Origin of the sequence: Streptomyces sp. NRRL S-337, assembly GCF_000720175.1 — a bacterium.
Lineage (GTDB): Bacteria > Actinomycetota > Actinomycetes > Streptomycetales > Streptomycetaceae > Streptomyces > Streptomyces siderophoricus.
In genome coordinates, this window is record NZ_JOIX01000030.1 from 117297 (window position 1) to 140718 (window position 23422).

At 72.2% G+C, this 23422-nt stretch carries 17 protein-coding genes; 8 read left to right on the forward strand and 9 right to left on the reverse strand.

Annotated features, from left to right (window positions below; all coding sequences use genetic code 11):
- Nucleotides 1–50: 50 nt before the first annotated feature.
- The 3 genes from IG62_RS0121850 to IG62_RS0121860 form a co-directional block, all read right to left on the reverse strand.
- The gene (locus tag IG62_RS0121850; RefSeq protein WP_078872143.1) at nucleotides 51–2723 is read right to left on the reverse strand and encodes a bifunctional FO biosynthesis protein CofGH; all 2673 of its coding nucleotides are present in this window, start codon (nucleotides 2721–2723) and stop codon (nucleotides 51–53) included.
- Between the two features lie 102 nt (nucleotides 2724–2825).
- Complete coding sequence (locus tag IG62_RS0121855; RefSeq protein WP_030805710.1) at nucleotides 2826–3227, reverse strand: VOC family protein; 402 nt, start codon at nucleotides 3225–3227, stop codon at nucleotides 2826–2828.
- A 317-nt stretch (nucleotides 3228–3544) separates the two neighbouring features.
- Nucleotides 3545–4369 carry a TIGR03619 family F420-dependent LLM class oxidoreductase gene (locus tag IG62_RS0121860; RefSeq protein ID WP_030805713.1) on the reverse strand — a complete coding sequence of 275 codons (825 nt, stop codon included), beginning with the start codon at nucleotides 4367–4369 and terminating at the stop codon, nucleotides 3545–3547.
- A 330-nt stretch (nucleotides 4370–4699) separates the two neighbouring features.
- Between IG62_RS0121860 and IG62_RS0121865 the strand changes: the two genes are divergently transcribed.
- Together IG62_RS0121865 and IG62_RS0121870 are read left to right on the forward strand one after the other, a co-directional pair.
- The gene (locus IG62_RS0121865) at nucleotides 4700–5857 is read left to right on the forward strand and encodes an RNA-guided endonuclease InsQ/TnpB family protein (protein ID WP_234326667.1); all 1158 of its coding nucleotides are present in this window, start codon (nucleotides 4700–4702) and stop codon (nucleotides 5855–5857) included.
- Nucleotides 5858–6004: 147 nt separating this feature from the next.
- Complete coding sequence (locus IG62_RS0121870; RefSeq protein ID WP_030805718.1) at nucleotides 6005–7573, forward strand: CehA/McbA family metallohydrolase; 1569 nt, start codon at nucleotides 6005–6007, stop codon at nucleotides 7571–7573.
- Between the two features lie 123 nt (nucleotides 7574–7696).
- Here IG62_RS0121870 and IG62_RS0121875 read toward each other — a convergent pair whose 3' ends face one another.
- The 5 genes from IG62_RS0121875 to IG62_RS0121895 all read right to left on the reverse strand — a co-directional run bounded on the left by IG62_RS0121875 (nucleotide 7697) and on the right by IG62_RS0121895 (nucleotide 14235).
- Nucleotides 7697–9163, reverse strand: coding sequence for an aldehyde dehydrogenase family protein (locus tag IG62_RS0121875; RefSeq protein ID WP_030805721.1), 1467 nt, complete (start codon nucleotides 9161–9163; stop codon nucleotides 7697–7699).
- Nucleotides 9164–9251: 88 nt separating this feature from the next.
- The gene (locus IG62_RS0121880; RefSeq protein WP_030805724.1) at nucleotides 9252–10991 is read right to left on the reverse strand and encodes an N-acyl-D-amino-acid deacylase family protein; all 1740 of its coding nucleotides are present in this window, start codon (nucleotides 10989–10991) and stop codon (nucleotides 9252–9254) included.
- A 127-nt stretch (nucleotides 10992–11118) separates the two neighbouring features.
- The gene (locus tag IG62_RS0121885) at nucleotides 11119–12243 is read right to left on the reverse strand and encodes an LLM class flavin-dependent oxidoreductase (RefSeq protein WP_030805727.1); all 1125 of its coding nucleotides are present in this window, start codon (nucleotides 12241–12243) and stop codon (nucleotides 11119–11121) included.
- 128 nt (nucleotides 12244–12371) lie between these two features.
- Nucleotides 12372–13157, reverse strand: coding sequence for an SDR family NAD(P)-dependent oxidoreductase (locus IG62_RS0121890; protein ID WP_030805730.1), 786 nt, complete (start codon nucleotides 13155–13157; stop codon nucleotides 12372–12374).
- A gap of 112 nt (nucleotides 13158–13269) precedes the next feature.
- Nucleotides 13270–14235 (reverse strand): TIGR03619 family F420-dependent LLM class oxidoreductase, encoded by a 966-nt coding sequence (locus IG62_RS0121895; protein WP_051798397.1) that lies wholly within the window; start codon nucleotides 14233–14235, stop codon nucleotides 13270–13272.
- 183 nt (nucleotides 14236–14418) lie between these two features.
- Here IG62_RS0121895 and IG62_RS0121900 point away from each other — a divergent pair, with 183 nt between their 5' ends.
- Nucleotides 14419–15183: a hypothetical protein gene (locus IG62_RS0121900; protein ID WP_234326669.1), complete on the forward strand. Its 765-nt coding sequence runs from the start codon at nucleotides 14419–14421 to the stop codon at nucleotides 15181–15183.
- A gap of 80 nt (nucleotides 15184–15263) precedes the next feature.
- Here the strand turns inward: IG62_RS0121900 and IG62_RS0121905 are convergent, their stop codons facing one another.
- On the reverse strand, nucleotides 15264–16481 hold the full coding sequence (locus IG62_RS0121905) for an amidohydrolase family protein (RefSeq protein ID WP_030805737.1): 1218 nt from the start codon (nucleotides 16479–16481) through the stop codon (nucleotides 15264–15266).
- A 306-nt stretch (nucleotides 16482–16787) separates the two neighbouring features.
- On the opposite strand from IG62_RS0121905, the gene IG62_RS0121910 reads away from it, so the two are divergent.
- The 5 genes from IG62_RS0121910 (at nucleotide 16788) to IG62_RS0121930 (ending at nucleotide 23180) form a co-directional block, all read left to right on the forward strand.
- The gene (locus IG62_RS0121910) at nucleotides 16788–19724 is read left to right on the forward strand and encodes an AfsR/SARP family transcriptional regulator (RefSeq protein WP_030805740.1); all 2937 of its coding nucleotides are present in this window, start codon (nucleotides 16788–16790) and stop codon (nucleotides 19722–19724) included.
- A gap of 238 nt (nucleotides 19725–19962) precedes the next feature.
- A complete protein-coding gene (locus IG62_RS0121915) occupies nucleotides 19963–20166 on the forward strand; it encodes a hypothetical protein (protein ID WP_234326671.1) in 204 nt (67 codons plus the stop codon).
- 232 nt (nucleotides 20167–20398) lie between these two features.
- Nucleotides 20399–20596 (forward strand): hypothetical protein, encoded by a 198-nt coding sequence (locus IG62_RS0121920; protein ID WP_030805746.1) that lies wholly within the window; start codon nucleotides 20399–20401, stop codon nucleotides 20594–20596.
- A 191-nt stretch (nucleotides 20597–20787) separates the two neighbouring features.
- On the forward strand, nucleotides 20788–22338 hold the full coding sequence (locus tag IG62_RS0121925; RefSeq protein WP_030805749.1) for a class I adenylate-forming enzyme family protein: 1551 nt from the start codon (nucleotides 20788–20790) through the stop codon (nucleotides 22336–22338).
- Nucleotides 22339–22586: 248 nt separating this feature from the next.
- The gene (locus IG62_RS0121930; protein WP_030805752.1) at nucleotides 22587–23180 is read left to right on the forward strand and encodes a TIGR03086 family metal-binding protein; all 594 of its coding nucleotides are present in this window, start codon (nucleotides 22587–22589) and stop codon (nucleotides 23178–23180) included.
- The last annotated feature ends 242 nt before the right edge of the window (nucleotides 23181–23422 follow it).

Sequence of the window (23422 nt, forward strand, 5' to 3'; positions counted from 1 at the left end):
GGTGCCCCCGGGGCAGCCGTGACCACTGCACGGCCACTACGGCCGGCGGCTCAGTCCACCACCGGCAGCAGCTCCGGGAGGTGGCCGTCCGAAGCGAGGGCGGCCGCCCGGCGCTCCTCGGGGACCGGGCCGTAGGTCGTGGTGCGGGGGCGGGCGGGGCGGCCGGCCAGGTCGGCGATGGCGATCAGGTCCTGGAGGGAGCGGTAGGACCCGTAACTGGAGCCCGCCATACGGGAGATGGTCTCCTCCATCAAGGTGCCGCCGAGGTCGTTGGCGCCGGAGCGGAGCATTTCGGCGGCCCCTTCCGTGCCCAGTTTGACCCAGCTGGTCTGGATGTTGGTGATGTGCGGGTGGAGCAGGATCCGGGCCATGGCCGTCACGGCGCGGTTGTCGCGGGTCGTCGGGCCGGGGCGGGCGATCCCGGCGAGGTAGACGGGCGCGTTGGTGTGGATGAACGGGAGCGTGACGAACTCCGTGAAGCCGCCGGTCTCCTGCTGGATCCCGGCCAGCAGCCGGAGGTGGCCGAGCCAGTGGCGCGGCTGGTCGACATGGCCGTACATCATCGTCGAGGACGAGCGGATGCCCAGCTCATGGGCGGTCTTGATGACCTCGACCCAGGTGGCGGTGGGCAGTTTGCCCTTGGTGAGGATCCAGCGGACCTCGTCGTCGAGGATCTCGGCGGCGGTGCCGGGGAGCGTGTCGAGACCGGCCGCCTTGGCCTCGCTCAGCCATTCCCGGATCGACAGTCCGGTGCGGGTCGCGCCGTTGACCACCTCCATGGGCGAGAAGGCGTGGACGTGCATGCCGGGGACGCGTTCCTTGACGGCGCGGGCGATGTCGAAGTACGCCGTGCCGGGCAGGTCGGGGTGGATGCCGCCCTGCATGCACACCTCGACGGCGCCCATGTCCCAGGCCTGCTGGGCGCGGTCGGCGACCTGGGAGAGGGAGAGGGTGTAGGCGTCGGCGTCCGTGCGGCGCTGGGCGAAGGCGCAGAAACGGCAGCCGGTGTAGCAGACGTTGGTGAAGTTGATGTTCCTGGTGACGATGTAGGTGACGTCGTCGCCGACCGTGGCGCGGCGCAGGTCGTCGGCGATTCCGCAGAGCGCGTCGAGGGCCGGTCCGTCGGCGTGCAGCAGGGCCAGCGCCTCGGGGTCGGTGAGCCGGGTGGGGTCGTCGGCGGCCCGTGAGAGCGCCTGCCGTACGTCGGCGTCGATCCGCTCGGGCGCCATACCGGGCGCGGCGGCCTCGCGCAGCGCCTCCCAGTCGCCGTAGACCTCGTCGAAGTCGTCCCGGCGGTCGGCGCTGCGGCCCTCGGTGTCGATGGTGTGGTGCAGGTCCGTACGGCCCGAGGAGGCCATCGTGAAGCCCTCGTCGGGCTCCTGCCAGGGCCGGCCGACGACGGGTGCGTCCTCGACGGCCAGGCCGGTTTCGGGGTCGGCGAGGGCGGTGACGTGCGGCAGCAGGCGGGGGTCGAGCCAGGGTTCGCCGCGCCGGATGAACTCCGGGTAGATGGGGAGGCGTTCACGCAGGCGGAAGCCGGCGGCGGCGCAGTGCTCGGTCAGCTCCTCGATCTGCGGCCAGGGCCGCTCGGGGTTGACGTGGTCCAGGGTCAGCGGGGAGACCCCGCCCCAGTCGTCGATGCCGGCGCCGATCAGCAGCGCGTATTCGCCGTCGACCAGGTTGGGCGGTGCCTGGATGCGGGTCGAGGGGCCCATGATGTGCCGGGCCACCGCGATCGTCGCGGCCAGCTCCTCCAGTTCGGCGTCCGGCATGCCGCGCATCGCCGTGTCCGGCTTGGCGCGGAAGTTCTGCATGATCAGTTCCTGGATGCCGTGGTAGGCGCGCTGGATGCGGCGCAGCGCGAACAGGGACTCGGCGCGCTCCTCGTAGGTCTCGCCGATGCCGATCAGCAGGCCGCTGGTGAAGGGGACGTTGGAGCGGCCGGCGTCCTCCAGGACGCGCAGCCGGACGGCCGGTTCCTTGTCCGGTGAGCCGTGGTGCGGGCCGCCGGGCTCGCTCCACAGGCGCTCGGCGGTGGTCTCCAGCATCATCCCGAGGGACGGGGCGACGGGCTTGAGCCGCTGGAAGTCCGTCCAGGACAGCACACCGGGGTTGAGGTGCGGCAGCAGCCCGGTCTCCTCCAGGACGCGGATGGCCATGGCGCGGACGTACGAGAGCGTGTCGTCGTAGCCGTGCGCCTCCAGCCACTCGCGGGCCTCGGGCCAGCGGTCCTCGGGCTTGTCCCCGAGGGTGAACAGGGCCTCCTTGCAGCCGAGTTCGGCGCCGCGGCGGGCGATGTCCAGCACCTCGTCGGGCGACATGAACATCCCGTGGCCCGCCCGGCGCAGCTTGCCGGGGACGGTGACGAAGGTGCAGTAGTGGCACTTGTCCCGGCACAGCCGCGTCAGGGGGATGAAGACGCCCTTGGAGTACGTGATGACGCCGGGGCGGCCGGCGGCCTCCAGGCCGGCGTCGCGCACCCGGGCCGCGGAGGCGCACAGGTCCGTCAGGTCGGCGCCGCGGGCCTGCAGCAGCACCGCGGCCTCCTCGACGTCCAGCGCCACGCCGTCGCGGGCCCGCTTGAGCGCACGGCGCATCGCGTTCGCCGTCGGGCGGCTGTCCGGGGCGGGCCGGGCGCCCGCGCCGCGGTCGGCCGCCTGCCCGGACGCCTGGTCGGATACCTCGTCGGATACCTGGTCAGGTCCCTGCGCGCTGGAAGTCATCCTCCGAGCATACGAGCGCCGACCGACAGCGCCGCGGCGGGCGAACGACGCCCCGGTGTGCCGCTGATCACTGGCCCGGGGCGGCCCCGCCGGACCGGACTCCTACAGGTGGGACAGCAGCTCGTCGGAGTACGTACGGGTCAGGAACTCCATGGAGTGGCCGTCGGGGTCGTCGACGTACACGCCGCGGCCGCCGTCCCGGGTGTTGATCTCCTGTGCATGGCTGTGCTGCGGGTCGGCCCAGTACGGCAGGCCGCGGTCCGTTATCCGCCCCAGGATCTTGTCGAACTCGTCCTCCGTCACCAGGAACGCGTAGTGCGTGGGCACGAACTCCCTGCCCCCGGCCGCGTGCTCGGCGTAGTCGAGCGTCACTCCGTTGTCGAGCTTGAGGGCGGCGAAGGGGCCGAACGCCTTGGGTTCCGGCGCGTCGAGAAGGCCGGCGAGGAACCGGGCCGAGGCGAAGCGGTCGGTGCTGTGCACGATGGTGTGGTCGAGGCTGGGCATGAGATCTCCTTGATCTGCCGAGGCTCTTCGTGGGTCCCGGTCCGTGGCCCCCGCTTTGTGCCTCCGGATTCGTGAGTCCGGATTCGTGGGTCTCGTTCCGGGATCCCGTTCACCTTCGACGCTACGTCCGCGGGGCCGGCCGCGGATCGGTCTGCGGTCCCAGCCGCGCGGGCGGCCCGTGGGCCGATGGACCTAGGGCGGGGCGGCGCCGTACGGATGCCCGCCCCGTGAGCGACGGGCATCCGCCACCGGTCACCTCGTGTATCGCCGCGGGTGCGGTGCGCAGTCCCGCATCCACCCGCCCGTTCCGGCCTCGTTCACAAGTACTGCGCGAAGTCGTCCAGCGTGCGCAGGACCTCGCTCTCCTCTGCCGGTGGCAGTTGCAGCACCACCTCGTCGAGGCCCAGGTCGCGGTAGTGGGCCAGCTTCCCCGGGGTCGGCCGGACCGCGTACGGGACCACCACGGGCTCGCCGGCGCGGCCGGCCTCCGACCAGGCCCGCCGCAGGACGGGCAGGGTCTTCGTCAGCCCCCGCCCGCCGATCGGCAGCCAGCCGTCCGCCGAGTCCGCGATCTCCCCGAAGAGCTTGGGACCGGCCGCACCGCCGAAGAGGGTGCGCGGTGCGCCGTGGGCCGGCTTGGGGTGGGCCAGGGAGGCCCGTACGGACCCGAACGGGCCCTCGTACGCGGTGGGTTCGTCGGCCCACAGGGCGCGCATCAGGGCCATCCGGTCGCGGGTCAGCGCGCGCCGGGTGGACCACTCCACCCCGTGGTCGGCGGCTTCCTCGACGTTCCAGCCGTAGCCGATGCCGAGGGTGAAGCGGCTGCCGGAGAGGAAGTCCAGGGTCGCGATCTGCTTGGCCAGGTCCACCGGGTCGTGCTGGGCGACGAGGGTGACGCCGGTGCCGAGGGCGAGGCGTTCGGTGACCGCGGCGGCCTGGGCGAGGGCGACGAACGGGTTCAGGGTGCGGCCGTATTCGCGGGGCAGTGGCTCGCCCATGGGGGCGGGGGTGTCGCGGCCGGCCGGGATGTGGGTGTGTTCGGGGAGGTAGAGACCGGCGAAGCCGCGCTGTTCGAGCTCACGGGCCAGCCGGACCGGCCGGATCGTCTCGTCGGTCAGGAAGATCGTGGTCGCGATCCGCATGGTGGGACCTCCGTCAGGCGGGTGGATGACGGCATGTTGCCGCACCGTCCGACGGTTATCCACAGGCCTTTCGCTGCGCGTCACGGCCGCGTACAACAGTTTTCACCTGGTTCTGGCGAGGATGCCCCGGCGTTCACGCCGGGGAGGAATCGCCTCCTGCGGCTGCGACGCGGAGCGTCGCCGCATCGATTCTCTGCCGGGCGCGGAGCGCCGGCATGGCTGCCCGGCGGAGCCGGGGAATGCGAACAACCGTCCTGCGGGTCACCTGCTGTGCTGAGTATGGGGTGAACGGCGGTTGTGTGTGCGGAAGTCGTACTACGGTCCGATGTCATGAAGCTGGTCGTGCAGGTGAAGCTGCTGCCGTCGCCCGGGCAGGCGTCGGCACTGGAGGCGACCCTGCGCGCCTGCAACCGGGCCGCCGCCCACGCCTCGCAGGTTGCCTTCGCCAAGGATCTGAAAGACCGCAACGGTCTACAGAGGGAGGTGTACACGGACCTGAAGGCCACCTTTGGGCTGTCCGCGCAACCGGTGGTGCGGGTGGTGAAGAAGGTCGTCGACGGCTACGCCGTCCTGAAGGCCAACCTGCAGGCCGGGAACCTGGGCCCGCCCACCGCCAAGCGGTACCGCAATGCGGTCGGCACCCCGATCGCCTTCCGCCCGGAGGCGGCCCAGCCGTTCGACGACCGCTGCCTTTCCTGGCAGTACGACGCGCGAACCGTCTCCATCTGGACCATCGACGGGCGGATGAAGGGCATCCGCTTCGCCTGCTCCCCCGACCAGCTGAAAACCCTCGTGGCCCACCGCAAGGGCGAGAGCGATCTCGTCCGGCGCGGCGGAAAATGGTTCCTGATCGCCACCTGCGACATTCCGGATCCCAAGGTGTACGAGCCGGCCGACTGGATCGGAGTCGACCGGGGCATCGTGAACCTGGCCACCACCAGTGACGGCACCAACCACCAGGGCCGCCGCCTTTCCCGCTACCGGCGTTGGCAGGCCCGCAAACGCGCCGAACTCCAGGCCCGGCAGACCCGCTCGGCCACCCGCCGCCTCGCCCGCCGCGCACAGAAGGAACGCCGCCATGCGTCAGATGTGAACCATCGGATCAGCAAGGAGATCGTGTCCGTCGCGCAACGCACCGTTCGCGGTATCGCCGTCGAAACACTCGGCGGGATCCGTGACCGGGTACGGCTTCGCCGCGACCAGCGGGGCACCCTCTCCTCCTGGCCCTTCCACCAGCTCGGACAGCACCTCGCCTACAAGGCCAGACGGGCCGGGGTGCCGTTTATGGAGGTGGACGCGCGCCATACCTCGCAGCGCTGCCCGCGCTGCGGTCACACCGAACGGGCCAACCGGCCCGACCGGGATCATTTCCGCTGTCGTCGGTGCGGGCTCGCTGGTCCGGCCGATGTCGTCGCCGGGGTCAACGTGCGCGAGCGTGCACGCTCGGCGTGGGTATTCGTCACCATGCCCGTCCCGCAACCGGTGTAGCCGGAAAGCACGGGAGATGCGACCCGTGACCGTCCTGTCGTAGGGGGCAGTCGGGAGCGCGACGAGGTGTGAACGACCGAGTGCACAAGCTCGGCCGTTCACGGCCGAGAAGGTGACGGGACGCAACACGGAAGGGGGTGGAGCGGGATGGAACGACGCGAGATTCTGCGGCTTTCGGCACTCGCGGGCGCCACGGGTGCGCTCACGCTCGGCCGGGTGAGCTTCGCCGACGCGACGCCGGCGGCCGGAGCACCGGGCGGCGGAACGGGAGGCGGGCAGGGCAGCGGGCCGGGTGACGGGACGAACGGCGGGACGGGCGAGCAGACCCGGCGGGTGACCGGCCATCTGCCCATGGGCACACCGGACTTCGTCTACCTCCCGGTCGAAGTGCCGTGCGGGGTACGGGAGATCGCCGTCTCCTACAACTACGACAGACCCCCCGTCCCCGAGGGCACGGTCGGCAACGCCTGCGACATCGGCATCTTCGACGAGCGGGGCACCGACCTCGGCGGCGCCGGCTTCCGCGGCTGGTCCGGCGGGGCGCGCTCGGAGTTCTTCCTCCGCGCCGACGACGCCACCCCCGGCTATCTGCCCGGCCCCGTCAACGAAGGCCTCTGGCACATCGCCCTCGGCCCGTACACCGTCGCACCGCAGGGGCTCTCCTACGACGTCACGATCACCCTGCGGTACGGCCTCCAGGGGCAGACGCCCCGGCCCGTCCACCCACCGGAGCGCGCCCGGGGCCGCGGCCGCGCCTGGTACCGCGGCGACAACCATCTCCACTCGGTCCACTCCGACGGCAGGCGCACGCCCGCCGAGATCGCGGCGCTGGCCCGCGCCGCCGGGCTGGACTTCCTCACCACCACCGAGCACAACACCACCTCCGCGCACCGCGCCTGGGAGGGGTTGTGGGGTGACGACCTGCTGATCCTGACCGGCGAGGAGGTCACCACCCGCAACGGCCATGTGGTCGCGATGGGCACCGACCCGGGGGTCTTCATCGACTGGCGCTACCGCGCCCGGGACAACGCCTTCGGCAAGTACGCGCGCGCCATCCGGCGGGCCGGCGGCCTGGTCATCCCGGCGCATCCGCACGCCACCTGCATCGGCTGCAACTGGAAGTTCGGGTTCGGCGAGGCCGATGCGGTGGAGGTCTGGAACGGCCCGTACGGTCCCGATGACGAGGTCACCCTCGCCGAGTGGGACAACACCCTGGTCGCGCACGCCCGCGGCCGCGGGGACTGGCTGCCGGCCGTCGGGCACAGCGACGCCCACCGCGACCCGGACGTCGTCGGCCTGCCGCAGACGGTGGTGCTCGCCGACGACCTCTCCCGCCGCGCCCTGCAGGACGGCATACGGGCGGGCCGGGTGTGGATCGCCGAGTCCTCGAAGATCGACCTGTCGTTCTCGGTCACCGGCGAGCGCGGCGAACACGCCGGTATCGGTGAGCGATTGGCACTGCCCGGAGCGTCCGGGGTCACCGCGCGGCTCAAGGTCTCCGGTGCCCCGGGCTGCACGGTCTCCTTCGTCACCGACCAGGGCCGCCTCCACGCGGCCGCCCTGCCGGCGTCCGGTGCGGACACCGTCACCTGGCGGACCACGCCCGATCACGCCGCCTACCTACGTGCCGAGGTCCGGCACCCCGCCACCACACCCGGTCTCCCGGGCCCCATGGCGGCCCTGACCAACCCGGTGTTCCTGGACCGCAGGGACTGAGGGGCGCGGCCGAGGGGTCACCTCCTGAGCCTCCCCCCCCCGCAGCGCCGTCCGTTTTGTTGTGGTTCCAAATTTTCCCGTCCGGCTTTCGAACGTCCCCCCGGCCACCGGAACGCCCACCCCTCACCCCGGCCAGACGATCGCCTGCAGCTCGCTGTACGCATGGAGCGCGTACGAGCCGACGTCGCGGCCCACGCCGCTCCGCTTGAAGCCGCCGAACGGCGCCTCCATGTTGCGGCCGACGGTGTTGATCCCCACGCCCCCCGCCCGCAGCCGACGGGCCACGCGGAAGGCGCGGGCCACATCGGCCGACCAGACGTAGTCGATCAGGCCGTAGTCGCTGTCGTTGGCGAGCGCGACGGCCTCGTCCTCGTCCCCGTCGAAGGGGACGACCGCGACCACCGGCCCGAAGATCTCCTCCCGGACCACGCGCATGTCGTTGGTGCAGTCGGCGAGCAGTGTCGGCGCGACGTAGAACCCCTTGTCGAGGTGCGCGGGCCGCTCCCCGCCCGCGACGACCGTGGCGCCCTCCTTGCGCCCCAGCTCCACGTACGACTCGACACGGTCGCGGTGCGCGCCGGAGATGACGGGTCCGACCACGGTCCCCCGCGCCCGCGGATCACCGACCTTCAGGAACCCGAGGTACGCGGTGAGCTTGGCGACGAACGCGTCGTACACGGAGCAGTGCACGAGAGCCCGCGTCGGCGCCGTGCAGATCTGCCCGCTGTAGAAGGCGTACGTCGTCCCGATCCCGGCGACGGCGGAGTCCAGATCGGCGTCACCGAAGACGATCGCGGCGCCCTTGCCGCCCAGCTCCATCAGCTGCCGCTTCATCCCGCGCCCGCAGACCTCGGCGATGCGCTGCCCGACGGCCGTGGAGCCGGTGAAGCTGACCATGTCGACGTCGGGCGAGTCGACGGCGGCCTCACCCACGGCGACCGCGGTCCCGCTGACGACGTTCACCACGCCCGGCGGAATCCCGGCCTCCGCCAGCGCCTCCGCCATCCGGTACACCGACAGCGGATCCTGCGGGGCGGGCTTCACCAGAACGGTGTTGCCCATGGCGAGGGCCGGGGCGACCTTGCCGGCCGGGTTGGCCCACGGGTTGTTGTACGAGGTGATGCAGGTGACCACGCCGACCGGCTGCCGGACCGCCAGCGCGCCCAGCACGCCGCCCCGGCCCATCGGGCCCGCCTCGTTGATCTGCGGCGGCAGCGGCGTCTCGACCGGCTCCAGCGCACCCTTGGCGTACCGCCGGAACCGGGCCACCGCCACCGCGACCTGCATCCCGCGCGCCGTCGCCGTCGTGGCGCCGCTCTCCGCCTGGGCCAGCTCCGCGTACCGGCCGGCGTCGCGGTGCATGAGGTCCGCGGCCCGGGAGAGGACGGCCGCGCGCTCCTCCGGACCGGTCCGGGACCACGACGCGAAGGCTTCCCGGGCCGCCGCGGCCGCCGCATGGACCTGGTCACGGCTCGCCTCGGGCGCGAGCCCCACGGTCTCCTCGGTCGCCGGGTCGATCACCTCGTAGTGGCCGCCGTCGGGCGCGACCCACTCGCCGCCGATGAAGAGCCGCTGGTCAGCCGCCCTCACCGGAACCTCACCGGCCTCTTCGGCACACTCACGGCCCCCCTCACCGGAACCTCACCGCCCACGTCCCCGCGCCCACGGCCCGGTTCCCTCACCGCGTGCTCACCGTCCTGGTGTCCCGCCCCGACCGCAGCACCGTGCCGGGCGTCGCGCCCGTCACCCGGTCCGCGCGGATCGCCTCGACGCCGTTGACCCACACCGCCGTGACCCCGATCGCCTTCGAGTCCAGCCGCGGGCTGTCCCCCGGCAGGTCGTGCACCAGCGTGGCCTTCCCCGCGTCGATCCGCTCCGGGTCGAAGAGGACCAGGTCCGCGTGCCAGCCCTCCTGGATCTGGCCGCGCTCGCGCAGTCCGAAGAGCCGCGCCGGGTCGTCGGTCAGCATCTTCACCGCCTGCTCCAGGCCCACCAGCTTCCGGCCGCGCAGACAGTCGCCGAGGAACCGGGTGGTGTACGGCGCCCCGCACATCCGGTCCAGGTGCGCCCCGGCGTCCGAGCCGCCCAGCAGGACGTCCTCGTGCTGCCAGGTCTCGGCGCGCAGCGCCCAGGAATCCGGGTCGTTGTCGGTGGGCATCGGCCACAGGACCGTCCGCAGCCGGTCGTTGGCGCAGATCTCCACCAGGCAGGCGAACGGCTCCTGGCCGCGCTCGGCGGCGATGTCCCGTACGACCCGGCCGGTCAGGCCCTCGTTCGCCGTGGAGTAGGTGTCGCCGATGACGTACCGGCCGAAGTCGGTGAGCCGGCGGAAGACGCCGGCCTCCTCGCTGCCGGCGCGCCGCAGCATCTCCGCGCGGACGGCGGGGTCCCGGAGCCGGGCGATCCGCTCGTCGACCGGCAGCCCGAGGACCTCGCCCCAGCCGGGGATCAGGTTCAGCGCGCAGAAGGTGCCCAGCGACATGTTCATGGGCGTGAGGATCGGCATGGTCAGCGCCACGATCCGGCCGCCGGCCTTACGGGCCCGCTCGCTCGCCGTCAGCTGCCGGGGCACCCGGTCCGGCACGGCCGCGTCGATGGTCAGCACGTTCCAGTTCAGCGGGCGTCCGGCCGCCGCGCTCATCTCCACGAACAGGTCGATCTCGGCATCGCTGAACCGGTCGAGGCAGCCGGCCACGATCGCCTCGATCTGGGTGCCTTCGTGCTCGGCGACCGCGCGGGACAGTGCGAGCAGTTCGTCCGGCCCGGCGTGCCGGGAGGCGACCGGGCGGCCGTCACCGTCGGAGTGGGTGGACGACTGGGTGGTGGAGAATCCCCAGGCGCCCGCGTCCATGGCCTCGTGGAAGAGGGCGAGCATCTCGGCCAGTTGCCGGCCGGTCGGCTGCCCGCCCACCGCGTCCGGGCCCATCACGTACCGGCGCAGCGCGCAATGCCCCACCATGAAGCCGGCGTTGACGGCGATCCGCCCCTCCAGGGCGTCGAGGTACTCCCCGAACGAGTGCCACGTCCACGGTGCGCCTTCCTCCAGCGCCACCAGGGACATGCCCTCCACCTTGGACATCATCCGCCGGGTGTAGTCGGCGTCCTCGGGGCGGTCGGGGTTCAGGGGCGCGAGGGTGAACCCGCAGTTGCCGCCCGCCACGGTCGTCACACCGTGGTTGAGCGAGGGCGTCGCGTACGGGTCCCAGAACAGCTGGGCGTCGTAGTGGGTGTGCGGATCGACGAAGCCGGGGGCGAGGATCAGCCCGGTCGCGTCCTCCGCGGAGGCCGACTCCTCGCGCACGCCGCCCGGCGGGGCGACGACGGCGATCCGGCCGCCCCGGATGCCGACGTCGGCGCGGTACGCGGGCGCGCCCGTACCGTCCACGACGGTCGCGCCCTTGATCAGGTGGTCGAGCATGGCGGCAATTGCCTCCCCTCAGTGGCCGGCTCGCTGCCGGCTCGCTTGCCGGGCGCGGTGCCGGTCCCGTAGCGGCACGGTCGCCGGCACGGGCCGGTCGCCGGCACGGGCCGGGCGCGTCGGCGGCTCAGTTGCCGGCCGCCTGGCGGAACCGGGTCGTCCGGTGCACCGGGTCCGTATCGATCTTCGGGATGACGTGCTCCCCGATCAGCTTGATCGTGTTCATGGTGTCCTCGTACGGGATGCCGATCGGCAGGCCGAAGCTCAGCTGGTCCGCGCCGGCCTGCTCCCAGCGCTTGCACTGCCGGAGCACCTCGTCCGGATCGCCGCAGATCAGCAGCTCCTCGGCGATCAGCAGCTCGATGATCTCGGCGGTGTAGTCCGGCAGCAGCTCGGGCCATTCGGGGATGCCCTCCGGCCGCGGGAAGGTGTCGTGGTACCGGAACACCAGCGACTGCAGATAGTTGAGCCCGCCGTTGACGGCGATCTCCACCGCCTTGTCGTGCGTCTCGGCGCAGATCGCCGTCGACGTCACCATCACGTTGTCGTTGACGAAGTCGCCGACCGGTTCGGCGTCCCGGACGGCCGTCTTGTACTGCTCCAGCACCCATTCCATGTCGGCGACCTTCTGGACGCTGAAGCCGAGCACGCCCAGCCCCTTCCGGGCCGCCATCGCGTACGAGGACGGCGACCCGGCGGCGTACCACATCGCCGGGTGCGAGGTCCCGTACGGCTTGGGGAAGATCTTGCGGGGCGGCAGCTGCCAGTGCTTGCCCTGGAACCCGGGGTACTCCTCCTGGAGCCACATCTTGGGGAACTCGGCGATGGTCTCTTCCCAGATCTCCTTGGTGTGGTTCATGTCCGTGATGCCCGGCAGGAAGCCGAGGATCTCGTGCGACCCGGCGCCCCGCCCGCTGCCGAACTCGAAGCGCCCCTCGGAGAGGTGGTCCAGCATCGCGACCTTCTCGGCGACCTTCACCGGGTGGTTGACCTGCGCCAACGGGTTGAAGATCCCGGACCCGAGGTGGATCCGCCCGGTCGCGTGGGCGAGGTAGCCGAGGAAGACGTCATTGGCGGAGAGGTGGGAGTACTCCTCCAGGAAGTGGTGCTCCGACGCCCAGGCGTACTTGAACCCGGAGGCGTCCGCCTGGATGACGTACTCGGTCTCCTCCATCAGCGCCTTGTGCTCCGCGAGCGGGTCGGTCCTGGCCCGCTTGCCCACGTATCCCTGTACGAAGAGGCCGAATTCCACAGTGGATCACCGTCCCTGGTATCCGTAGCCCGACATCATCTGACACTCCGTCAGCTACTCGATTGCGCCGACTGTGGCACCGCCACCCGGCACCGTCAAGAGCACCGGAGGGCAGATCTGACATGACGTCAGAAGATGTTCACCCCGGCCAGCCACCCCCCGTCCACCACGAACGGCTGGCCCGTGATGTACGCCGAGTCCTCCTCGGACGTCAGGAAGAGCGCCAGCCGCGCGACCTCCTCCGGCCGCCCCACCCGCCCCAGCGGCACCAGCTTGCGGTACAGCTCGTCCAGCGCCGCCGAGGCCTCGTCGGCGTCCGCCGCCGGGTCGAGCTGAGCCGGATTGCTCATGGCGGTGTCGATCGCGCCCGGACAGACGGCGTTCACCCGGATCTTCTTCGCCGCGAGCTCCAGGGCCGCGACCCGGGTCAGCCCCACGATCGCGTGCTTGGTCGCGGTGTACGCCCCGACGTACGCCATCCCCGTCACGCCCGTGTAGGACGCCGTGTTCACGATCGTGCCGCCGCCGGCCGCCGCTATCTCCGGCGCGGCCGTCTTGATCCCGAGGAACGCCCCGACCTGGTTGACCTGCACGATCTGCTGGAACTCGGCCAGCGGGGTGGCGGTCAGCTCGTTGAACCGCAAGATCCCGGCGTTGTTGACCAGCCCGTCGACCTTCCCGTACGCCTGCTTGGCGGCCGCCACCGCCGCCACCCACTGCTCCTCCTGGCTCACGTCCAGATGGACATAGCGCGCGGCGTCGCCGATCTCCTTCGCGACGGCCTCGCCCTGCTCGTCGAGGACATCGGCCAGCACGACCCCCGCCCCCTCCGCCGCGAAGAGCCGCGCCTCCTGCTCACCCTGCCCACGCGCCGCCCCGGTGATGAGAACGACCCGCCCGTCGAGCTTGCCCATGCCGGTACTCCCTACTGGATGATGGTGCGGACCCATGCCGCTGCTGAAGATGCGGGCCACCCGGGCCCTTCCCGCTTGAGGCGCGGAGCCGGATCGGCGCGGAAGCCGGATGTCACACACAGAGCCGCGGGGCGACCTCCGCCGCGAACGCCGCCATCTGATCGGTGAGTTCCTCACGACTACGACTGCGGAACCGCACCTGGATCTGCCGCACGCCCATCTCCCCGTACGCCCGCAACGACTCGGCGACGGCCTCCGGCTTGCCGCGGACGGTGTGCCGCCCGACGTCCCAGCCCGGCTCGCCCACGTACACCGGCTCGGCGATCGCCCCGATCACCACCGGTTCCGTGACCCCCGCCGCCTCCCGCGCCGCCCGCAGCCGCGCGATCTGCCGGGGCAGCCGCTCGCGCCGGTCCCCCTGCGGCAGCCAGCCGTCCCCGCGCACCGCGGCCCGGCGTACCGCGGCGGGCGAGGAGCCGCCCACCCAGATCGGCGGCCGGGGCGCCTGTACGGGCCGCGGCGCCTGCCCCAGCTCCTCGAACGCGAACCGCTCCCCCGCGAACACGGGGTACTCCTCCGGCCCGAGCGCCACCTTCAGCGCATCGATCGTCTCGTCGAGCACCGCGCCCCGCCGCGCGAAATCCACCCCCAGCGCCTCGAACTCCTCCGCCACGTGCCCGGCGCCCACGCCCAGGATCAGCCGCCCGCCCGACAACCGGTCGAGCGTCGCGTACTGCTTCGCCGTGAGCAGCGGATGCCGGAAGGCGACCACCGCCACATGACTCAGCAGCCGCACCCGTTCCGTCACCGCGGCGAGATGCGCGAGCGTGGCCACCGGGTCGTACCAGACGGTCCCCATCGCCTCCGCCAGCCGCCGCGGAATCGCCAGATGCTCACAGCAGGCGACGTACGCGAACCCGCCCCGGTCCGCGGCCCGCGCGATCTCCACCAGGTCCCGCGGCCCCGCCCCGGCCTCCCACCCCTCCGCGAAAACCCTGCTCTGCGCCTGCACCGGCAACTGCATCCCATACGCCAGCCGCCCGTCACCCCCAGGCCGCCACACGCCTCCGTCGTCCATTGCCGCCTCCGCCCGGCCGTACCCCCTAGCTGACGCACCGTCAGCTAGGACTCGCGCGCACATCGTCGTGCCTGGCGCGTCAGCAGACAAGGCCACTGCGTCGCCGAACCGCCCCCCGTCCGGTAAGGTCGCTCTCTTCGCCCGGTGGGAGCCGGTGCGCGGAGTCAGGAAAGCCGGTTCACGGTGATAGTCAGCGCAGGCGGTCCCCGCACCCCGCTCCGGCTCGACGTTGCGCTGGAGGGCGTGGCCGTCGCCTTCCGCGGGATGACGGCGCATCCCGACGAGTCCAACTGTGACTGCCACTGGGGCAGCGCCGAGGAGCTGGCGCAGCTGAAGGTGCCGGACGTGGTGCTGGAGCCCGATCTGCTGCGGCGCACGTGGCAGGCGGTCGACTGGTCGTTCCCCGACCAGGTGCTGCGGCGGATCCTGCCGCAGCTCGCCGGGGAGATCGTTGCCGGGCGGATCGAGTCGCTTTCCGGCATGGAGGAGCTCGGCCGGGCGTTCGCCCGCGGGCGGTGGCAGGCGTGGCCGGACGCGCAGGCCGCGGCGGTGCGGGAGTTCCTGCGCGCCTGGTGGGTGCACACACTCAACGATCCCCGCGCCGCCGTCCCCGCCCACGAGGCCCTCGCCTGCTGTGCCGAGGCGTCCGGCACGCTCACCCCGTGGCTCGCGGCGTGGGCGGAGCAGAGCGGCGCCGTGGCCGACCGGCAGCTGGTCGCGGCGGTGGACCAGTGGGAGTACGACCTGCTGCGGGACGAGCTGCCCTGGTACGCCTGGGAGGGCGAGGACGAGCTGTGTGCCGAACTCGCCGGCTGGCTGGTCCGGCACGCGCCGGCCCGGCTGCGGTCCCAGGGCGCCCGGGAGGAGTTGCTGCACCACGTGCGGCTGCTCGGCCTCACGGACGAGGACCGCTGGGACGACCCGCACTGGCCCTGGAAGACCTACTGACTCAGGTACCCGCCGACGTACCGACCCACGTACTGAGCCAGATACCGGCCGGCCGTAGGGGCGGGCGGGCGGTCTTCGGTTCAGCCCGCCCAGAGGCCCTCCGCCGTCAGGCCGAGCAGATCGATCGCATTGCCGCGGACGATGCGTTCCACGACGTCCGGCGGCAGATGGCCCATCTGCGTCTCGCCGACCTCCCGCGATTTGGGCCAGGTCGAGTCGGAGTGCGGGTAGTCCGTCTCGTACAGGACGTTGCCGACGCCGATCGCGTCCAGGTTGCGCAGGCCGAAGGCGTCGTCGAAGAAGCAGCCGTACACGTGCTCGGCGAAGAGTTCGGAGGGCGGGCGGAGGACCTTGTCGGCGACGCCGCCCCAGGCGCGGTTCTCCTCCCAGACGACGTCGGCGCGCTCCAGGATGTACGGGATCCAGCCGATCTGTCCCTCGGCGTACATGATCTTCAGCCGGGGGAAGCGGTCGAACTTGCCGCTCATCAGCCAGTCGGTCATCGAGAAGCAGCAGTTGGCGAAGGTGATCGTCGAGCCGACGGCGGGCGGCGCGTCGGCCGAGGTGGACGGCATCTTCGACGAGGAGCCGATGTGCATGGCGATGACGGTGCCGGTCTCGTCGCAGGCCCGCAGGAACGGGTCCCAGTAGTCGGTGTGGATGCTGGGCAGTCCCAGGTGGGGCGGGATCTCGCTGAAGCAGACCGCCCGTACGCCGCGGGCCGCGTTGCGCCGTACTTCCGCGGCGGCCAGTTCCGCGTCCCAGAGGGGGACGAGGGTGAGCGGGATCAGCCGGCCCTGCGCCTCGGGGCCGCACCATTCCTCCACCATCCAGTCGTTGTACGCGCGCACCCCCAGCAGTCCGAGCTCGCGGTCCTTGGCCTCGGTGAAGGTCTGGCCACAGAAACGGGGGAAGGTGGGGAAACACAAGGCGGACTGCACGTGGTTGACGTCCATGTCGGCGAGCCGCTCGGGGACGCTGTAGGAGCCGGGGCGCATCTGCTCGTACGTGATGCCTTCGAGCCTGATCTCGTCACGGGCGTAGCCGACGGCGGTGTCGAGGCGGGTCAGCGGCCGGTGCAGGTCTTCGTAGACCCACCAGTCGGCTATCGGCCCGTCGTCGCCCGGGGCACCCATCTTCGGGGCGAACTTTCCGCCCACGAAGGTCATTTCCGCGAGCGGTGCCCGGACGATGCGGGGGCCGGTGTCCTGGTACTTCGACGGGAGCCGGTCCCGCCAGACGGTGGGGGGCTCCACCGTGTGGTCGTCCACCGAGATGATCCTGGGGAAGGTCTCCATGCAGGCCACGGTAGCGCGGATCTGACGTACCGTCAGCTACTGCGAACGGCCTCACGATGCGGCCCGGACGCCTTGCGCGCCGGGCCAACTGCCCCCAGGGGCGTATGGAAGGTCACCCTCCGCGCCCCTGCCGTGCGCCCCCGGCGCCCCCGGCCCCGTCAGCCGGGGAGGCTTTGTGCACGGTCCGGACCCCTACTGACGTAAGAGGCCGCGACAAGGCAGACTGGCCGTTGCGCACAGCGAGAAGGTGCATACAGCGAGATGGCGCATACAGCGCGGATGGACGCCACAGGGCAGGGGGACACCATGGACGACGGTCCGGGGCGGGAGCGGCTCCGCTTCACCGTGCTCGGTCCCGTACGGGCCTGGCGCGGCGCAACGCCGCTGGCGGCGGGCTCCCCGCAGCAGCGAGCGCTGCTGGCCGCACTACTGCTGCGCGGCGGGCGGACCGCCACCGCGCCCGAGCTGGTCGACGCCCTGTGGGGCGACGAACCTCCGCACGCCGCGCTCGCCGCGCTGCGGACGTACGCCTCCCGGCTCCGCAAGGCACTGGGTGCGGACGCCGAGGCGCTGGTCAGCGAGTCCGGCGGCTATGCGATCCGGCCGGTGGACGGCCACCCGCTGGACCTCGACCACGACCACGCGGAGCAGTACGCCTCCGAGGCGGAGAAGTCCAGGGCGGCCGGCGACCGGCCCCGGGCCCGGGAACTCCTCGACAAGGCGCTGGCGTTGTGGGACGGCGAGCCGCTGGCCGGCCTGGCCGGCCCGTACGCCGAGACCCAGCGCACCCGCCTCCACGAGTGGCGGCTGTCCCTCATCGAGGCCCGCCTCGAACTGGACCTGGAACTCGGCCACCACGCCGACGCGGTCTCCGAACTCACCGCCCTGACCGCCGCCCACCCCCTGCGCGAGCGCCTGCGCGAACTGCTGATGCTGGCCCTGTACCGCAGCGGCCGCCAGGCGGAGGCGCTGGCCGTGTACACGGACACCCGACGGCTCCTCGACGACGAACTGGGCGTCGAACCCTGCGCCTCGCTGTCGGAGCTGCAGCAGCGGATCCTGCGGGCGGACACCGACCTCGACGCGCCGCCCGTCGTCATCGACGGCCCCGACGCCGCCGACCCCGTCGTGGTCCGGCCACAACAACTTCCGGCCACGGTGGCCGACTTCACCGGCCGTAGCGCCTTCGTCGACGAGCTCGGCAAGCAACTGGCCACCGCCGAGGGCAGTGTCATGGCCGTCTCCGCGCTCACCGGCATCGGCGGCGTCGGCAAGACCACCCTCGCCGTACACGTCTCGCACGCCGCCCGTGAGCACTTCCCCGACGGCCAGCTCTACGTCGACCTGCAGGGCGCCGGCCACACCCCGTCCGAGCCCGAAGCCGTGCTGGGCTCCTTCCTCCGCGCCCTCGGCACACCGGACTCCTCCATTCCGGACGGTCTGGAGGAGCGCTCGGCCCTCTACCGCTCCACCCTCGCCGGGCGCCGGGTGCTGGCCCTGCTGGACAACGCCCGGGACGCGGCGCAGGTACGGCCGCTGCTGCCCGGCTCGGAAGGGTGCGCGGCGCTGATCACCAGCCGGGCCCGGCTGATCGACCTGGCGGGCGCGTACCTCATCGACGTCGACGTGATGAGCCCCGAGGAGGCACTGAAGCTCTTCACCCGCATCGTCGGGGAGGAAAGGGTCGGCGCCGAACGTCAGTCGGCGATGGCGGTGGTCGGCGCCTGCGGCTTCCTGCCCCTGGCGATCCGCATCGCCGCCTCCCGGCTCGCCGCCCGCCGTACGTGGACGGTCTCCACCCTCGCCCGCAAGCTCGCCGACGAGCGCCGCCGGCTGGACGAGCTCCGCGCCGGTGACCTCGCGGTCACCGCCACCTTCGAGCTGGGCTACGGGCAGCTGGAGCCGCACCAGGCACGGGCGTTCCGGCTGCTGGGCCTCGCCGACGGCCCGGACATCTCGCTCGCCGCCGCGGCCGCCCTGCTCGACATGGACGTCGAGTCCGCGGAGGACCTGATCGAATCCCTCGTCGACGCCAGCCTCCTGGAGTCCGCGGCACCGGGCCGCTACCGCTTCCACGACCTGGTCCGGCTGTACGCCCGGGCGTGCGCGGAACGGGACGAACACCCGCCCACCGAACGGGACGCGGCGCTCTCCCGGCTGCTGGACTTCTACCTGGCGACGGCCAAGGAGGTCTACACCCTGGAGCGCCCGGGCGACCGGCTGGCCGACCACATGGCGCGCCCGCAGTACGCGGGCCTCACCTTCACCGACCGCATAGGAGCCCTGGAGTGGCTCTTCGCCGAGGCCCGGTGCCTGCTGGCGTGCGCCCAGCAGTCCGCCGGGCCGAAGACCCTGCGGCGGGCGGTGGACCTGTTGCTGCTGGCCCAGGACCTCGCCGAGTCCGGCGCGGACTCCCGGCAGTACGAGCACGTGAACATGGCCCTGCTGGAGGCCGCCCGGGCGATGGACGACCAGCGCGCCCAGGCCCGCATCCACGTCGCCCTCACCAACGTGCACACCCTCGCCGGCCGGTTCGACAAGGCCGACGAGCACGCCCAGTCGGCCATGCTGCTGGGCCTCGCCACCGAGGACGCCTTCGCCTCCTCGTACGCACCCAACGACCGCGGCATCATCGCGAACTCGCAGAGCCGCCACGCCGACGCCGAGGCGTACCTCACGCAGGCGCTCAGTGCGTTCCGTGAGGATCGCAACAAGCCGTCGGAGGCCAGCGCCCTGTGCAACCTCTCACGGGTCCACCTGGCCACCGACCGGGTGGACACCGCGATCCGGCTGGCGCAGGAAGGCATCGCGATCTACCGGGAACTGGGCGCCACCCGGCGGCTGGCCAACGGTATGTACGCACTGGGCCTGGCCTTCACCCGCGCGCAGCGGCTGGAGGACGCCACCGAGCAGCTCAACAAGGCCCTGGCGATCTTCCAGGCGAGCCGGCAGCGTTTCTGGGAGGGCATGACGTACTTCCGCCTGGCCGAGACCGACCTGACCGCCGGTCACCCCGCACAGGCCGCCAACCACGCCGAACAGGCGTTGACCGCCCTTCGGGCCATCGGCGGCGAGTGGTGGCACGCCAACGTCCTGACCCTGCTCGGGCGTGCCCTGGACGGTGTGGGGCAGTCCGGCCGGGCCCGGGTGTGCTGGCAGGAGGCGCTGAGCGTCTACGAACGGCTGGATTCCCCGGAAGGAGCCGCGGTGCGCCGTCTGCTGCGCCCGGTGGCAGCCGCCTGACCTGCGGCAACCGCGGCCGGCACCGCGCGGCGACGGCGCTGGACGCGGACGTTTATCGATCGTTCATCGCCTCAGGCCACTCTTTTACTCACCGACCCGCCGCCTCGGGGGGCAAGCGGTTCGGTCAGTTGGCCCCACCGTTATGGTGTTCGGCCCCGACACACCTGTCCGGCGACCCACGGGGGAGTCGCCGGCCGGGTGGCCGGAAACAAGCGCCCAAACACTGGAGTTGATCAGCTTGGCCACCGAGAACACCCAGCCCGACGAGCGGGACATCATCAAGCCGCTCGACCACCACCAGCCCATCGTCGGCCCCAAGGGCCGTCGCATCGTCGGCAAGAACGACCAGCCGGTGACGCCCGGCGACGACATCATCAAGCCGCTGGACCACCACCAGCCCATCGGCACGCCGCTCGGTGACGTCTTGGGCGAGCCCAAGTAGCGCACACCGGAGGGCATTCGGGGGATCGCAGGGGCCGTTCCGATGGCACGGAGGGGAGCCATCGGCAACGGTCCCTGCGGCATTTCCGCGCACGCGCATATCTGCACAGACTTCGGCAATCCGGCCGACCTGCACCGGTTTCCGGCCATGCGCTCGAACGTGTGCGCTGAAGTCCGCGGAACCGTCCTTACGCTCGATGCACTGCCACCCCATCGCTAACGGAGGAACCAGCATGACCCGCGCTTACAAGGCCGCCCTTCTCACCGCTCTCGCGGTCGCCGCCGCGGGTGCGGCCACCGCACCGGCGATGGCGGACAGCACCCGCCCCGTGACCGGCCAGGTCTCGACGTTCGACCACCACGCCCCGATCACCGGGAGCCAGGTCACGTCCGGCACCGCCGTCACCCAGGCCGACAAGCACACGCCCTGACCGGCACAGGCCCTGCGACGGCACGGCCGGAGCACCTCGGCAGCGGGCCCATGCCACGGCGCATGGTCCCGCTGCCGTCGCATGTGCACACCATCCGGCGCCCGCAAGGTATCTGCCGCCCATACCTGACGCTCCATCAGGTCCGCTGCTACAGTGCGCCCCACCCGACCCCGGCAGCCAGGAGGCGCGTCGTGTTCGAAGTTGGTCGTGTGCGGTCGCTCTGGGAGCTGGTGGAGTACCGGGCCGAGGCGTCGCGGGGGGCGCCGATGTTCTTAGACGCGGAGGGGCGGAGCGTCAGCTTCGCCGGGGTGCGGGACGAGGCGTTGCGGGTGGCCGCCGGGTTGCGGGGGCTGGGGATCGGGGCCGGGACGCGGGTGGCGTGGCAGTTGCCGACGCGGATCCGAACGGTGATCGTCTCGCTCGCGCTGGCCCGGCTCGGGGCCGTGCAGACGCCGGTCATTCCGCTGCACCGGGAGCGCGAGGTCGGCTTCATCCTGGCGGAGTCGGCGGCGGAGTACGTGCTCGTACCGGGCGAGTGGCGCGGGTTCGACTACGCGGCGATGGCCCGTAAAGCGGCCCCGGACGGCGTGCGGGTGGTACCGGTGGAGGCCCGGCTGCCCGTAGGGGATCCCTCGGGGCTCCCGGACGTCGCGTCCGAGCACGACGGGACGCGGTGGATCTACTACACCTCCGGGACCACCTCGTCGCCCAAGGGCGTGGAGCACTCCGACGCGAGCCTGATCGCGGGCGGCGTCGGGCTGGCGACCGCGCTCGGGATGTCCGCGGAGGACATCGGCTCGATCGCCTTCCCGTACGCGCACATCGCCGGACCGGACTACGTCATCGCCATGCTGGTCAGCGGCTTTCCCGCGGTCGTGCTGGACACCTTCGAGCCGGGCCGGGCGGCCGAGGTCTACCGGCGGTACGGGGTGACCATGGCCGGCGGCAGCACCGCGTTCTACCAGGCGTTCCTCGACGAGTCCCAGCGGTACCGGCAGTCCCGGCCGGACGCCGGGCGGCTGATCCCGACGCTCCGGGTGCTGTCGGGCGGCGGCGCCCCGATGTCACCGGAGCTGTACGCGGCGGCCGGGCGGGAGCTGGGGTGCGCGGTGGTGCACGGCTACGGGATGACCGAGTGCCCGATGATCGCCATGGGCACGCCGTACGACAGCGACGACCAGCTGGCGCGGACGGTGGGCCGGCCGGTGATGGGGGCCCGGATCCGCATCGTCCGGCCCGACGGGAGCGAGGCGGCGCCCGGGGAGACCGGGGAGGTGACCCTCAAGGGGCCGATGCTCTTCCGGCGGTACACCGACCCGGCACTGACCGCGGAGGCGTTCGACGCCGACGGGTACTTCCGCACCGGCGACCTGGGCCGACTGCGCCCCGACGGGCACCTCGTACTCACCGGGCGGCTCAAGGACATCATCATCCGCAAGGGCGAGAACATCTCGGCCCAGGAGGTCGAGGAACTGGTGCAGACCCATCCGGCGGTCGCCGAGGCGGCCGTCATAGGGCTGCCGGACCGGGAACGCGGCGAGCGGGTCTGCGCGGTGATCACACCCACCGACCCGGCCGCCCCACCCCTCACCCTCGACGCGCTCACCGCACATCTGCGGGCGGCCGGCGTGATGACGCAGAAGCTGCCGGAACAGCTGGAAATCACCGCCGAACTACCGCGCGGCGGCCCCCTCGGCAAGGTGCTGAAGACGACGCTGCGGCAGCGGTACGAGCGGCGCTGAGCCGCTCGGCCCAGCGCTGGGGGGCGGGCCCCCCGGTGGGTCCGGGGTCCGGGCCCGAGTGGGTGCGGGGCGACCTCGCCGGAGGTCCGGGGCCGGTCGGAGCGGAGCGACCTCGCCGGAGGCCCGGTGTGGCGAGGGGTTCTTCCGGGGTGGGGTCTGCACTGTGGAGGTGGCCGGCGGTACGGCGGATACCGCAGCCGGCCGGCAGACAGCCGACAAGGGGTCCGCAGGACGGAAGGAACCGCACGATGACCGAGATGATCGACTTCGCGGCGCAGGCCCGGGAGGTCTCGCGGCTGGCCGCGGGGACGGCCGAGCAGCAGCTCGACCACCCCACGCCGTGCGAGAGGTACGCGGTGCGCCATCTGCTGGGCCATCTCGTCGGCCTGGCCGCCGCCTTCCAGGACGTGGCCCGCAAGGACCTCGGACCGGCCACCCGGCTGTCCCCCGACGCGATGCGGCCGGACGTGGACCCCGGCTGGCGTGCGGAGCTGGACCGGAACCTGGCGGGGATGGCGGCGGCCTGGCGGGCCCCGGACGCGTGGCAGGGCGAGACACAGGCGGGCGGCGTCACGCTCCCGGGCGCGGTCGCGGGCCAGGTCGCGCTCAACGAGCTGGTGCTCCACGGCTGGGACCTGGCCCGCGCCACCGGCCAGGAATACGTGCCCGACCCCGACGCCCTCCAGGTCTCGTACGCGCTCCTGACCTCCTGGGCGGAGAGCGACGCGACGACCGGGCCACTGTTCGGAAAGGTGGTCCCGGTCCCGGAGGGCGCGCCCCTCCTCGACAAGGTCGTCGGCCTCGCGGGCCGCCGCGCACACTGGCGTCCGCCAGTGCGTTAGCCCCACGTACCTGGCTTTCCCGCCGCGGGGCTTACTCGCCGTTGCGCTTTGCGGCGCCCCGTACGTACCCGTCTCTCCCGCCGCGGGTCTTGGTCGCCGTTGCGCCTGCGGCGGGCTGGGTTTGTTGTGGGTGCGGTGACGGGCCTGCGGGGCCGGTGTTTGGGACTGCTGTCGCTTTACGTCCCAAACACCGGCCCCTCCGGCCCGTCCCCTCCCGTGAGGGGAATGGGGCGGGTGGGTGG

Coding starts and splice junctions, on each gene's coding strand:
- IG62_RS0121850 (WP_078872143.1), bottom strand. CDS start 2,723: ATGACTTCCAGCGCGCAGGGACCTGACCAGGTATCCGACGAGGTATCC.
- IG62_RS0121855 (WP_030805710.1), bottom strand. CDS start 3,227: ATGCCCAGCCTCGACCACACCATCGTGCACAGCACCGACCGCTTCGCC.
- IG62_RS0121860 (WP_030805713.1), bottom strand. CDS start 4,369: ATGCGGATCGCGACCACGATCTTCCTGACCGACGAGACGATCCGGCCG.
- IG62_RS0121865 (WP_234326667.1), top strand. CDS start 4,700: ATGAAGCTGGTCGTGCAGGTGAAGCTGCTGCCGTCGCCCGGGCAGGCG.
- IG62_RS0121870 (WP_030805718.1), top strand. CDS start 6,005: ATGGAACGACGCGAGATTCTGCGGCTTTCGGCACTCGCGGGCGCCACG.
- IG62_RS0121880 (WP_030805724.1), bottom strand. CDS start 10,991: ATGCTCGACCACCTGATCAAGGGCGCGACCGTCGTGGACGGTACGGGC.
- IG62_RS0121890 (WP_030805730.1), bottom strand. CDS start 13,157: ATGGGCAAGCTCGACGGGCGGGTCGTTCTCATCACCGGGGCGGCGCGT.
- IG62_RS0121895 (WP_051798397.1), bottom strand. CDS start 14,235: ATGGACGACGGAGGCGTGTGGCGGCCTGGGGGTGACGGGCGGCTGGCG.
- IG62_RS0121905 (WP_030805737.1), bottom strand. CDS start 16,481: ATGGAGACCTTCCCCAGGATCATCTCGGTGGACGACCACACGGTGGAG.
- IG62_RS0121910 (WP_030805740.1), top strand. CDS start 16,788: ATGGACGACGGTCCGGGGCGGGAGCGGCTCCGCTTCACCGTGCTCGGT.
- IG62_RS0121920 (WP_030805746.1), top strand. CDS start 20,399: ATGACCCGCGCTTACAAGGCCGCCCTTCTCACCGCTCTCGCGGTCGCC.
- IG62_RS0121930 (WP_030805752.1), top strand. CDS start 22,587: ATGACCGAGATGATCGACTTCGCGGCGCAGGCCCGGGAGGTCTCGCGG.